Source organism: Psychrobacter sanguinis (assembly GCF_020736705.1).
GTDB lineage: Bacteria > Pseudomonadota > Gammaproteobacteria > Pseudomonadales > Moraxellaceae > Psychrobacter > Psychrobacter sanguinis.
On record NZ_CP085990.1, the window covers coordinates 2,513,536 to 2,527,033 of the forward strand.

At 41.3% G+C, this 13,498-nt stretch carries 8 protein-coding genes; 3 read left to right on the top strand and 5 right to left on the bottom strand.

Translation table 11 applies throughout. The annotated features are described in order from the left end of the window. Positions 1 to 76: 76 nt before the first annotated feature. The 4 genes from LK453_RS10705 to LK453_RS10720 form a co-directional block, all read right to left on the bottom strand. Positions 77 to 2,416, bottom strand: coding sequence for an NADP-dependent malic enzyme (locus LK453_RS10705; protein ID WP_288776017.1), 2,340 nt, complete (start codon positions 2,414 to 2,416; stop codon positions 77 to 79). Positions 2,417 to 2,722: 306 nt separating this feature from the next. Continuing rightward, the gene (locus tag LK453_RS10710; protein ID WP_227674438.1) at positions 2,723 to 4,363 is read right to left on the bottom strand and encodes a protein adenylyltransferase SelO; all 1,641 of its coding nucleotides are present in this window, start codon (positions 4,361 to 4,363) and stop codon (positions 2,723 to 2,725) included. A gap of 486 nt (positions 4,364 to 4,849) precedes the next feature. Beyond that, on the bottom strand, positions 4,850 to 6,043 hold the full coding sequence (locus LK453_RS10715) for an acyl-CoA desaturase (protein ID WP_201537820.1): 1,194 nt from the start codon (positions 6,041 to 6,043) through the stop codon (positions 4,850 to 4,852). A 497-nt stretch (positions 6,044 to 6,540) separates the two neighbouring features. Then, complete coding sequence (locus LK453_RS10720; RefSeq protein ID WP_201537790.1) at positions 6,541 to 7,368, bottom strand: glycerophosphodiester phosphodiesterase; 828 nt, start codon at positions 7,366 to 7,368, stop codon at positions 6,541 to 6,543. Positions 7,369 to 7,795: 427 nt separating this feature from the next. Here LK453_RS10720 and LK453_RS10725 point away from each other — a divergent pair, with 427 nt between their 5' ends. Then, positions 7,796 to 8,794, top strand: coding sequence for a hypothetical protein (locus LK453_RS10725; protein ID WP_201530151.1), 999 nt, complete (start codon positions 7,796 to 7,798; stop codon positions 8,792 to 8,794). A 143-nt stretch (positions 8,795 to 8,937) separates the two neighbouring features. On the opposite strand, the gene LK453_RS10730 is transcribed toward LK453_RS10725, so the two are convergent. Further along, complete coding sequence (locus LK453_RS10730) at positions 8,938 to 9,531, bottom strand: cob(I)yrinic acid a,c-diamide adenosyltransferase (protein ID WP_201530150.1); 594 nt, start codon at positions 9,529 to 9,531, stop codon at positions 8,938 to 8,940. 281 nt (positions 9,532 to 9,812) lie between these two features. Between LK453_RS10730 and cysS the strand changes: the two genes are divergently transcribed. After that, the gene (cysS, locus tag LK453_RS10735; RefSeq protein WP_455566951.1) at positions 9,813 to 11,249 is read left to right on the top strand and encodes a cysteine--tRNA ligase; all 1,437 of its coding nucleotides are present in this window, start codon (positions 9,813 to 9,815) and stop codon (positions 11,247 to 11,249) included. A gap of 105 nt (positions 11,250 to 11,354) precedes the next feature. Beyond that, entirely contained in the window at positions 11,355 to 13,370 is a 2,016-nt protein-coding gene (locus LK453_RS10740; protein WP_227674440.1) for a mechanosensitive ion channel family protein, read from the top strand. Positions 13,371 to 13,498 lie beyond the last annotated feature (128 nt).

Sequence of the window (13,498 nt, forward strand, 5' to 3'; positions counted from 1 at the left end):
ATTAAGCTGGCTTTTTATTAACTTCAATTTGTCAGGCTAACAAATAATAAATTCTTAACCGCTATATTTCAGCAGTTTACTGTGCATTATTAGCAGCAAGATCCTGAGCTTCAGTAACCGCTAAAGCTGTCATGTTAACGATACGACGAGCAGTGGCTGAAGGAGTTAGGATATGGACAGGTTTGCTAGCGCCCAATAAGATTGGACCAATAGACGCGCTGCCAGTAGCTGTTTTCAATAAGTTAAAGGCAATGTTTGCCGCATCTAGTGTTGGCATAATCAATAGGTTAGCTGGGCCATTCAACACACTGTGTGGGAAATCTTGAGTGCGGATACGATCATCTAGAGCCGCATCACCATGCATCTCACCATCAAATTCGAAGTCCACATTCATGTCAGTCAACAATTCGTATACTTTACGCATCTTAACCGCGCTATCGCGATTTGATGTACCGAAGTTAGAATGTGATAACAGAGCAACGCGCGGTGTGATACCGAAACGGCGCATCTGAGCAACAGCCAATACAGTCATTTCAGCCAATTGCTCAGCCGTTGGATCTTCATGAATATAAGTATCAGCAATGAACAGGTTACGGTTTTGCATTAGTACAGCATTCATTGAGTAGAAGTTATTCACACCCTCTAACTTATCAATAACTTTTTCAACGTAGTTTAAGTGCAAGTTATAGTAGCTGAATGTACCACAGATCATACCGTCTGCATCACCTTTCTCAACTAATAGTGAGCCGATCAAAGTAGTCTTACGACGCACATCACGACGAGCAAGCTCAATACTTACGCCTTTACGCTTATTCTTGTCATAGTAATACTGCCAGTAATCTTTATAACGTGGGTCATCATCTTGGTTAACAATTTCGATGTTCTCACCAGTTTTAAGACGTAGGCTTAGGGCATTGATTTGTGATTCAATGATACTTGGACGACCCACTAAAATAGGCTTAGCCAAACCTTCATCGACCACAACCTGTACCGCACGCAACACATCAGGATCTTCGCCTTCACAGAATACGATACGTTTTGGATCTTCTTTAGCGCGTGCAAACAGAGGCTTCATAACGAAGGCTGAGTTATAAACGAAGGCAGAAAGTTTCTGACGATAAGCTGCGAAGTCATCGATAGGCAGGGTAGCAACACCTGAATCCATAGCGGCTTTGGCCACTGCTGAAGCGATTTCAACGATTAAGTTTGGCTCTAATGGACCAGGAATTAAGTATTCTCTACCAAAGCTCTTACTGGTATCAACATACTTTTGTCCTTGTAGTGGCGTAGCTTCAACGTGCGCCATAGCTGCGATAGCATGGACACAAGCGATTTTCATCTCTTCATTTACCATGGTTGCGCCCACATCTAGAGCACCACGGAAAATATAAGGGAAGCAAAGCGCATTATTTACTTGGTTAGGATAGTCTGAACGACCGGTTGCCATGATAACATCATCACGAACCGCATGAGCCAGCTCAGGCATAATTTCTGGAGTAGGGTTGGCTAAGGCAAAGATGATTGGGTCACGGGCCATGCGCGTGATCATATCTGGAGTTAAAGTACCTGGCATTGATAGGCCTAGGAACATATCCACACCATCCATCACCTCATTGATACTGGTGGCTTCTGTGTCGCGAGCATAACGTTGTTTGCTTTCATCTAAGTTTTCACGCTTAGTAGAAATAATACCGCGTGAGTCCGATACAGTAATATTAGATTTTTGAACCCCTAGCGCACAAATCAAGTCTAAGCAAGAGATAGCAGCGGCACCGGCACCAGAACAAACTACTTTAATATCTTCAATCTTTTTGTCGATTAATTTTAGCGCATTAATTAATGCCGCACCCACGATGATAGAAGTACCATGTTGGTCATCATGGAAAACAGGAATGTTCATTCGTTCACGCAATTCGCGTTCAATTTTGAAACATTCTGGTGCTTTAATGTCTTCTAAGTTAATACCACCGAAGGTAGGTTCAAGAGAAGCTACAGCTTCAATGAACTTATCTGGATCGTTTTGAGCAATTTCAATATCAAATACATCAATACCGGCAAATCTTTTAAACAGAACGCCTTTACCTTCCATAACTGGTTTAGAAGCTAGAGGACCAATGTTACCTAGACCCAGTACTGCGGTACCATTCGTGATAACACCCACTAAGTTGCTGCGAGCAGTATATTTTGCGGCAAGTTTTGGGTCTCTTTGAATTTCCAAACAAGGAACGGCCACACCGGGAGAATAAGCCAGCGCCAAATCATGCTGGTTAGCAATTTGCTTAGTAGGGGTAACCGAGATCTTACCTGGGATAGGATGCTCGTGATAATGCAGGGCAGACTGCTCAAATTGCTCTTTATTCATCGCATTGATGTCATTAATTTCTGTGGAATTTGAATTAGAAGTATTATCGCTCATGTTTAAGACCAATTATCTTTAGAAAAAGGAAATCCGCAAACGGGAGACTCAAAATTGTGGCATTTAACCCCGATATTTTAACACTTTACAGCGGTAACTGCAGGGTCAGAAGTCACTTAATATTATTAACATTATTAACATTATTAATGACGTATGCAATATTTAGATTTATCTAGCACGTCAGTAATATGCTGATTATACAGATTCAGGCGTCATATAGCTTGTATAACCCGCTCTGAAAACAGTTTTTTACATGAAAAATACTTAATGGTAAGACAAATAAATATCATGAGGTACTATAAACGACTACGACGAACAACTTATAACCAACGGTTTGGCGGCTCTATCTGGAGGAGTTATGTCTTGTTTTGTTGCTAATCCATGCAGTTGATAAGGGGTAGTTAACAGCTGGAATAAACGATCCACCTCCGAGAAGTCTCCTGACTGCGCCTGTTCAATCGCACGCTGTGCCATAGCATTACGTAATACATAGACGGGGTTGGATTGAGTTAATTGCTCAATAACGGCAGCTTTGGCTGAGTCAGCTGAAGTATTAGCGGTCTCAGCATCTGGGTTTAACTTATGGGTAGCTGCTACTTTCTCGATATGAGACAAATAACGCTGTCGCCATTGATGCCAAACAGTCAGTTGTTCAGAATCTAGTTCTGAATCTATTTGTTGTAATAGGCCTGCTTCATAAGGGTAATTCTCTGCATTAACGACCGCTATCAGCGCTCTAAAGCTGTTGGTATAGTCTAGCTTATTGGACTCAACAATTTCCAATAGTTCAAAAGCCAATTTTAAAGTCTCATTGATAGTTTCGGCTTCGTTAGATGATGGCTCTCTAGATAACAGTTCAGTTGATGAAGATTGACTGGATAGATAATCCCAAGACAACCCAAGCTTTTTGCAAATACCTTGTTGATAGTGACGCATGAAGCTCGGTTCATATTTGGCTAAGCAATTGGCCAAAACCTCACGACTAAGGGTTTCTTTGATGCCATTGAATAAGGTCTTCCCAGACAGCTGCATAAAGTGCATCATCCACACATTTAGGTTCCAATGACCAATAGCAGGTTGGTTTTGATAGGCATAACGACCTGAATAATCAGAATGGTTATTGATCCAAGCGGGGTCAAATCTCTCTAAAAACCCAAAAGGGCCATAGTCTAAGGTAGTGCCAGTAATCGATAAGTTATCCGTATTCATGACGCCATGCGCAAAGCCAATCAGTTGCCAATCAGCGATCATCACCGCGGTAGAAGTGACGACTTCAGAGATAAAATCTGCTACTGGAGTTTGAGAGGTAGTCAGCTCAGGATAATAAGTCTCAATCATATACTGAGTAAAGCTTGGTAATAAATCTGGCGCAAAGCTGGCAATCCATTCAACATGGCCTAAACGAATGTGAGTATCTGCCACACGCATTAGAGCAGCGCCTTGCTCCACCGTCTCACGGCGGACAGCGGTGTCAGAGGTCACAAAGCCCAAAGAGCTTGAAGATCGAATGCCTAGACTAGACATAGCATGTCCGCATAGATATTCTCGAATGGTACTACGCAGTACTGCTCGGCCATCTCCCATTCTTGAATAGGGAGTAAGTCCTGCACCCTTTAAATGTAAGTCTTTTAATTCACCTTCATTATCGATGACCTGAGCCATTAACAGACCTCGACCATCGCCTAACTGACCTGCCCATTGTCCAAATTGATGTCCAGCATAGGCCATAGAAAGGGGTGCAAATCCTTCAGGCACATAATTACCTCCCAAGATATCTACCCAACGCGCCATAAGTTCAGGATCTTTGTCCCAGCCCAATTGTTTGGCAATTATTGGATTAAAGTGTCCTGCTCGCGGATTGCTTAACGGGGTAGGAGGCTGACGATGATATAACCTAGGGTCTAAGTTTACATAGCTGTTTTTATAATTTAGGGAACGGTCTGTCATAGTTTTATTCTGCATCGTATGGGTTATTTATAGTTTTCGATTGGATTGTTAATAATGAAGGTTGGTTGTCTTAAGTATTTGTCGTCTTGATAGTTGCGGCTATAATTCTATCACTGGTGATCTAAATGTTTGGCATTGTAGGTTTTGATAATAAGAGCTTTCCAAAACACTGGTATTCGATATTAAAAAGTTAAAAAATTAACAGGTCGAAATATTAGAAGAGTGCAGCGGACTACTATAGCAATTGCTATATATTGATTCTAACAAACCTTTGCTTTGGCGATTGTGGTGAGAATGTTGTGAGTAACTTACATGAGTAACTTGCAAAGGCTAAAATGATTTTCTCATAAAAAAAATCCCCCTTACCTGAGGTAAGGGGGTGGAGAAAGCTTACTGCATTTTTTATTATTCTAGTTATTTATAACAAACATTTATTGAAAGCTTCTAAAGCAACAAGAGGAACAAATAACCACCACACATCATCTACTAAGCTGTTTTAAAGTTAACCTCTTTAAATGCTTGTTTGAGATTGCGATTGTGTTTGAAAATACGCTTTTCAAGTGCATGGTATTGATCTTTTAATATCTCATCGACTTCATGCAAGCGTTCAGCAAACTCGGTCTTCTTAAGTTGAATGGCTTTGGCTTTTAGAGCTTGCCACTCTTTAACCGTTTCATTGAACATCTGATACTCGAAATGTACTCGATCACTAAAATTCTGTAGGCTACGCGGCAAGCTATTGTCGATAACGATGCCATCTTCATTGGTAATTTTAGCAAGCTTATTCTGAGCACGTTTAAACATCATATTTACTTCAGCATGCTTAATAGTCATGTCATCTACTGTGCGTAATTCTGATGCCAGTCCCACTTTCGCTAAAGCGGCAATTAACCATTTGGTTGGGTCATACTGCCACCATTTAACCCCATTACGATAATCATATTGGAAGAAATGATGGTAATTGTGATAGCCCTCACCCCATGTCGGAATCGCCAATATGAAGTTGTCTCTGGCGGTATTAGTATCGGTATAAGGACGCGTACCAATCATATGACATAACGAGTTGATAAAGAAGGTAAAGTGGTGATTAATCACTAAACGTACCAAGCCGGCTAGTAATAAAGTACCCCATACATCACCGATTAACCAACCGATAGCACCGATTAGACCTACGTTAGCAACAACTACCCAAGCACCATAATATTTATGCTGAATTTGTAGTACTTTGTCTTTGGTAAGATCAGGAATATTTTTATAATCAAAATTACCGCTAGGATAGTTTCGTAGCATCCAACCTATATGACTGAACCAGAAGCCGCGTTTGGCTGAGTACGGATCATCCATAGGATCATCAACATGTCTATGATGAGTTCTGTGCCCAGAGCACCAATCAAATGCTGAGCCTTGTACCGCAAGTGTCGCACCTACTAAGAAGAAATTACGCACTGCAGGATGTGCTTTATAAGCCCGATGTGACATTAATCTATGATAGCCGGCAGTGATACTCAAGCCAGTCCAAACTCCAACCGCACCAAAGGTCAGCCATACTGGGGCGCTAACTTTATGAGTAGCCAAATACCAAGGCGTGATTATTGCTGCGGCAATCGGTGTGGCGACAAGAACAACGGCTGGAATCCAGTTGATGGGTGCACGTTTAAAAGCAAGCTCTTTTTCTAGCAGCTCTTGCTCGGCACTTAACTTTTCAGTTAACTCATTACCTAGGTCAAGTTTTTTAGACAATTGATTAGAAGCCGCCTCAGATCCATTATTAGAGCTGACAGTAATTAGTTTTTCGCCATTACTAATAGAATGTTGCTTATTGGATGGATCTTTATTGATTAGTTGGGCTAATGGCAAATTAGCTAAGGTATTAACCAAATTTTTGCCCGTACTAACCGCTTTATTTGCACTCTGTATTGAACGTTGTCCAATAGCGCGCAATGAGGTTAAAAGGCTTCGTGGTCTAGTATGCATTCGTATAGCATCCTTACTTGGTGTTAAAATTTACAATATAGATAAAACTATATATTGGTAGAATACCTTAAATAAATATCAAAGTGAACACTTATGCACTCGGATTTAAAAGATAAAGTGATTTTTTAGACCATAGTTACTTATATCTAACAGTCAATTAATAGCACGGTAACAAAAATGTCCTATAGAAATAAAGCGAAATATTATCGGATTTTTAATATTTCATTGTTAAGAAATACAGAAGGATAGTCTGTGATTAAGTAGTTTACCCCCAACTTTATCAGATATTTTGCATAATCAGTATCATTGACGGTCCAAGCGGTTGTAGAAAGGCCATATCGTCGACATTGCGTGACGAAACTTTCATTAAATAAAAGATAATAAAGACCAACAGCCTCACATTGCAGTCTTAAAGCTGTGTCTATAGTGTGCGATAAGAGCTGACCGGTACTCATGAGAGCAGGGTTGGATTGGCTAGAGATAGGCTCTACCAGTAGTCCACGCTTAAAGGTGTTCAACAGACAATCGGCTTGTAAATAGTCAAGTAATTGCACATCGAAGCTGGTTAAAGTTATAGGTAACTGTTTAAACGTTGATTGGCTCAGACACTGTTTAAGGGCCTGAAGTAGCCTGGAATAGTTAGTGCGATTGTGGGTTTTTATTTCAAGTTCAATATGACGGTAGCCTACTAATACCTCTGGCATCTCTTCAAGCAACATAATAGCACCACCGCTAAGACGTTGGATTTCGGCAGCGGTACATTGATCTATTCTAGACTGCCTTGAAAATAGCCTAAGCATAGTGTCATCATGAAATACTACTAGCTTGCCATCTTGGGTCAATTGAACATCAAACTCAATGCCCACCAGTCTATCTTGAGAATGGTGACTTAGGCGATGAGTATATATAAAACCTTCTCTGCTGTTTTCTAGTCGCTCACCACGTGCCCCTCTATGGCCAAGTAAAAAGGTGGAATACGTTGTAGGGCAAGTTGTATGTGAGTTTTTGAGTAAAGAGCTGAGGGAAGTCATAGTTTCTCGTTAAACGGTTAATGGTAAAGATTAAATATAGTGGTAGCGGTGGGAAAATAACCAGCAGATGACTGTTCTCTGTTTAGACTAACGGCTTTGTTAATCACGCCGCATTTTTAACCTAAATGTATTTTTAATTTGAGGCTGAAAATTTCAATTTAAGTCTAATTATTTTAGATCAATAGTGGCAGATAAATAGGATCAAAAAAAGGTACTTTACAAAGTATAGATATAATTTGTGATAAGGCTTCATTAAAATACGGTTACAGTAATAGGGATTAACAAATTTAAATGCTTTGGCGTATAATACGCAACAATATGACTAACAGGGTTAATGTACGTGTCTTAACTGAATGAGTTTTGCAGTACTTTATTAAATAAATGGGTTGCCGTGTGGTAGTCAAAGCGGGTCTTAAAAGAGGTTATAATGAAGTTAAGTTTTGATCGTGTTTCTCGTCCTACTGGTTTGGTAGGCGTGCTGTTACTTTGCGGATTAACCGTGGTTGGATGTAGCAAAAAAGAAGAGTCTGCTGATAAGTCAGATGAGACCAAAGTTGAAGTAGTCACAACCAATCCAGTGGTTAAATGTGATGATCAAATGGCCTTAACTCAGCTAACACAATCTGTAAAATCGACTTTAGGGGCTCAGTCACAGAATTTATTTAAGAACTATGCCGATAATGTTGGTGAAAGTTTAAGCGTTACCAATGTGAATAATGCTGCGGGCTCAATACTAGTCGATATTGCAAATCCAAAAGTGATTCAAGATGCCAATGCCCAAGGCATGGTCACTTGTAGTGCCAGCTTAAGTTTAACTTTACCCAATCAAGATATTAGCCGTGCTGACAGAGTCTATAGCCAAGTTGAAGAGCGTAGTCTAGCCGATCTATTGCGTTCAGAAAATATCGTATTAAACAACAATATGTTGGTTAGTGATAACTTTAACTATGTTGTCGGTATGCAAGGTGGTCAGTCAGTGGCTAGAGTTGTGGGACAGCCTGCTATCTTAATGGCAGCGGCAGATGTGATTGCTAAATCACAATTCCAAGCGGTTATTGATAGCCGTCGCTCTGCACCAGATACCAATAAGCCAAGACCAGCACCTGCCTTACCTGCAGAGCCAAAACAGCCTTCACAGCCTCGCGTTCGTCCAGAGCCTGAACAAAAACAGAAGCCAGCGGTACGTCAGACCCAGCCCGCTCGTAGTGCAGAAGCACAAACTCAGGCCCAACAAAAGCCAGCAGTAAAACCTGCTGAACCTGCAAAACCAACAGCCTCTGAAGCGCCAAAGACCAGTGCATCAAAGCCTGCACCTGAGCAAAACAGTAACTTAGAAGCTGTGGCAAAGCCTAAACCTAAGCCATTAACTGTGCCTAAGGATGATGATATGGAAATGGTTATTATTGAAGAAGAAGGCACTTATTAAGTCGCTACTTTATTAATAACTATTGCTGATTTTATCGTTTAAGGTTTATAGCCTAATTAAAAAGGTCCCACATTCTAAATGTGGGACCTTTTTTATGGGCCGTTAGCATAGGCTATGGGTCAAAGTCATTGAATCAAATTAGCTTAATCAAATCTAGTAAGTATGGTCTTGTCCCACAATACTTCTTTAGAGCCTTCTACCTTAGCGCAATATCTAGATAGAACAAACAACCAATCTGATAAGCGATTTAATAACTTAAGTGCATTGGCAGAAATCGCCTCTTTATTGTTGAGCTGTAAGTTGACCGCTTGGCGTTCAGCTCTACGGCAGACTGTGCGGGCAATATGAATTTGGCTGACCAAGGTAGAGCCTGCTGGTAGGATAAAGTCCTTTAAGGCAGGTAATTCTTCATTAAAGGCATCAATCTCTGATTCTAGCCAGCTAATGTGTGCCTCGCTAATACCGATATATTCTGGCATAGCAAGCTCACCGCCCACATTAAATAATAAGTGTTGTACTGTGCTTAAACTGATAGAGATTGTAGTAAATGCTTCAACTTTCTCTGCAGTTAAACCATTTATTTGAGCCAATATCATGCCAATATGGGCATTAAGCTCATCCACATCACCCATTACCACAAAAATTAAATCTGATTTACTAACTCGGCTGCCGTCGGCTAATCCGGTCGTACCATCATCTCCGGTTCGGGTATAAATTTTGGTAAGTCGATTGCCCATAATGTGTGTCTCCAGTTAAGGTGTTGTCGATTTTTATCACATATATAAAAGCTGCATCATATCCTATGCGGATGAAATATAGCAATTTTAGCCAAGCTTAGGTAATATGAGCCCCACAAAGAATAATACTCGCTGTAGCTTTTTATCTATTATCAGTTATCTACTATCAGCTTTAATTTTAAGGTTTTATTATGTCTGTATCTGCCAAAATCACACCCACTCCTGAATCATTATCGAAGCAACTGATTGAAAGTCAGGCGACGTTGAAGATTTATGATTCTATGACCACCAATAAGCGTAGCTTTGAGCCGTTACAAGTCGGTAAAGTGGGGATGTATGTGTGTGGCATGACGGTTTACGATTATTGTCATATTGGTCATGCTCGGGTCATGGTGGCGTTCGATGTGGTATCGCGTTGGTTACGTCACTTAGGATTTGATGTCAATTATGTGCGTAATATTACCGATATCGATGACAAAATTATCGCCCGTGCCAATGAGAATGGTGAAGAGATTGGTCAATTAACAGAACGCTTTATCACAGCCATGCATGAAGATGCTGCCGCATTAGGCTGTGAAAGCCCAGATGCAGAGCCTCGTGCCACACAGCACATTGATGACATGCTACAAATGATCGGTACGCTTGAGCAAAAAGAGCATGCTTATGCCGCTTCTAATGGCGATGTCTATTATGCGGTGGATACTTTTGAGGGCTACGGTAAACTCTCAAAGCGTAAATTAGAGGACTTACAAGCGGGCTCACGTGTCGATGTGGATACGGACAAAAAGAATCCATTTGACTTTGTGTTATGGAAAGCCGCCAAAGCTGGCGAGCCACAGTGGGATTCAAACTGGGGCGGCGGTCGTCCCGGTTGGCACATTGAGTGTTCGGCGATGTCCACTAAGTGCTTAGGTAATAGTTTCGATATTCACGGCGGTGGTCATGATTTACAGTTTCCGCATCATGAAAACGAAATTGCTCAATCAGAAGCAGCAACGGGCTGCACCTATGCCAACAACTGGATGCATGTGGGCTTTATTAACGTCGATGGCGAAAAGATGTCTAAATCTTTGGGTAACTTTTTTACCATTCGTGAAGTGATGGAAAAGTTCCATCCAGAAACCATTCGCTTCTTTATTTTATCTAGCCATTATCGTAGTCAAGTCAACTTTTCTGATGCGGCGCTAAAAGAGGCACATTCAGGTTTAACCCGTGTGTACCAAGCCTTAAAAGCAGCGGAAGCAGTGCTGGATACGCCGGTTAATACACAGTCTGAGGCGACAGTAGATATTGCCAGTATAGATAGCGAGATTAGAGGCTATAGTGCTAACTTTATCAAAGCTATGAACGATGACTTTAATACCCCGCAGGCCATTAGTGTGTTGTTTAGTTTGGCAAAAGAGGTTAACAAGTTAGCGCGTGAGACAGAGGATGATCAAGCCATCGCTAAGTTGAAAGCCGCTGTAGTTACTTTAAAAGGTTTGGCAGGCACGTTAAACATTGGTCAAGTGAAGCCTACTGAGTTTTTACAAGCTCAAATTGGGGCAGTCGATGAAGGTCAGATGACAGATGAGCAAATTGATACTCTGATTCAAGAGCGTATTGATGCCAAAGCCAACAAAAACTTTGCCCGTGCGGATGAGATTCGTAATTTGCTTCAACAAAACAATATTGAATTAGAAGACAGCAAGCAAGGAACCACTTGGAGACGCATCTAAGTTAAACAGAGGTTGAGTTGAATAGATGTTTAGAGTTAGATGTCTTATAAAGGTTTAATGTCGGTGGTGTAAAAAGGTATGACGGCTCAAAGAAATGGAAGGGATATGAGTGATTTAAAGGATGACGGGCCGTCAATAGCGCCTAAATTAGAAACCAAGCCAGCCATCGACTGCTTACCTTTTAAAGTCGTTTTATCACGTATGGTACGTTTATTAATGCACGCCACTGATAACGCAGGGCTCGGTGAGCAGGTTGATTCGGCTAAGACTAACTTAACTCGGTGTATGGTGAGAGTTTTCAGTTTGGTTGTGGTGATCATAGGGGTGTCGTCACTCTCTGTTTTGTCTCATGCCAAAGAGGGTAAAGACACTAATGAGGCTAACAAACAGCCTGAGAATTTGGTTGAATATGCCCTGCAGAAGATCGGACAAGATGGGGAAGAGTCTGAATCTGACGAAGAAGCGCCCAGTCGAACCTTATTGGCTGAGCCTGAGCTCACTGGCGAGTTCAATGAGGCTTATTATGTCATCAATAAGCTTAATACAGGACTTCCAAAATTATCTACGCCACCGAATCTAGAAACACCACTTGCGACCTTAGAATTCTTTAACAGTGCCAATCTACAGAATAACTTTGCCTTGGCAAGCTATGCTCTAAACCTAAATTTACTCCCCGAAGCTCAGCAAAAAAATGAAGCCGCTTATCTAGCACAAAAACTAGATTATCTGATGAATGAAAAAGCATTGTATGTGTTTGATGAGATGCCGGATCGCTCAGATGGTTTGATTGAACCTGCGTTAGGGACAAATAGTCCCATTCATGGGGTGGCCAGACGCTCCATAAAATTAGGCAGTATTAACTATAAAGGCAGAAGTGTACCTCTATATTTAGAACGCGTGCGAGTCGGCGATCAAGCCCCAGTTTGGGTGTTCTCTTCGCAAACTGTGGCCAATATTAATGCGTTATATGACATTCATAAGCCTGCAGAGTTTGAGCACTTTTTACCAGGGCCAATGACGACTAAGATTTGGGGTATTAGCGCTTGGGAAGTGCTGACTTTATTTTTGTTTATGTTAGCCACTTTGGGTATAAGCTTTACCCTTAGTAAAGGCGTGACAAAGTTAGTTAGTCTCTACTCTAATACCATTACCCGACGCACTAAGAGTAATGAGCTGTCCTTACGTAGTCGAAGCTTGACTGACTTCTTCTCTAAAATAACTGTGCCTCTCACTGTCACCCTAAGCTTCTCTATGATGCTGGCTTTGGTATCTGGCAGCTTACCTAGAGTAGATGCTATTGCCACATCCACTCGGCCCATTATCTGGTTGTGTCTGGTCATGAGTGGTCTATGGCTTGGCATTAGAGGGATTAATTTCTTTGCCAACCGTTACCAAGATTATCAAATTGACTCGTTAGATGAAGAGCAGGTAAATACCCAGCGCATCAGAATGACCTACGTTTCAATCTTCAGACGTATCTTTATTTTTGTGGTGGTGCTGGGTGGTATATGGATAAGTTTGGCAGAATTCACTGATTTAGAAGGATTAGGTACCACGTTATTGACCTCTGCCGGTATTGCAGGCGCTATTATAGGTATCGCGGCTCAGCCTACTTTGGGCAATATTATTGCTGGATTCCAGGTAGCGATTACGCAGCCAGTACGCATTGGCGATACCATATTTGTTAATGATATCTGGTGTGAGGTAGAAGACTTACGTTATACCTATGCGGTATTAAAAACTTGGGATGATAGACGACTTATTGTACCCATGAAGTATTTTGTCACTGAGGTGCTGGAAAACTGGTCACATACTTCATCACATCAGTCAAGTGCTATTCACTTGTATGTCGACTATGGGGCAGATATTGATGCCATAGAGCAGAAGTTTTATGAGTTGGCTATAGCTCATAAACTATGGGACAAAGAAATGAAGCCTGAGATGAGAGTCACCGAAGTGACCCAAGAAAGTATTACACTACGAGGTAAAGTTAGCGCTGATGGGCCGATGAACGCTTGGAATTTGGAATGCGATATTCGTAAGCAAATGCTGGATTACTTAAATGAGACGCATCGTGACTATTTACCGACGGATCGTATTACGCTTGCACCAAGAGATTAAATTTCGCACCTAGAAGTTAAGTTTTAGAGCGGCAGATTAACTGCTTACTTTGCCTGCTACGAGAGATAGATATTGATTTGAAAGCCAGTTTATGCAACTCGCCCCTTTATTACCTATATCTCTTAATT

Coding starts and splice junctions, on each gene's coding strand:
- LK453_RS10705 (WP_288776017.1), bottom strand. CDS start 2,416: ATGAGCGATAATACTTCTAATTCAAATTCCACAGAAATTAATGACATC.
- LK453_RS10710 (WP_227674438.1), bottom strand. CDS start 4,363: ATGACAGACCGTTCCCTAAATTATAAAAACAGCTATGTAAACTTAGAC.
- LK453_RS10720 (WP_201537790.1), bottom strand. CDS start 7,368: ATGACTTCCCTCAGCTCTTTACTCAAAAACTCACATACAACTTGCCCT.
- LK453_RS10725 (WP_201530151.1), top strand. CDS start 7,796: ATGAAGTTAAGTTTTGATCGTGTTTCTCGTCCTACTGGTTTGGTAGGC.
- LK453_RS10730 (WP_201530150.1), bottom strand. CDS start 9,531: ATGGGCAATCGACTTACCAAAATTTATACCCGAACCGGAGATGATGGT.
- cysS (WP_455566951.1), top strand. CDS start 9,813: ATGACCACCAATAAGCGTAGCTTTGAGCCGTTACAAGTCGGTAAAGTG.
- LK453_RS10740 (WP_227674440.1), top strand. CDS start 11,355: ATGAGTGATTTAAAGGATGACGGGCCGTCAATAGCGCCTAAATTAGAA.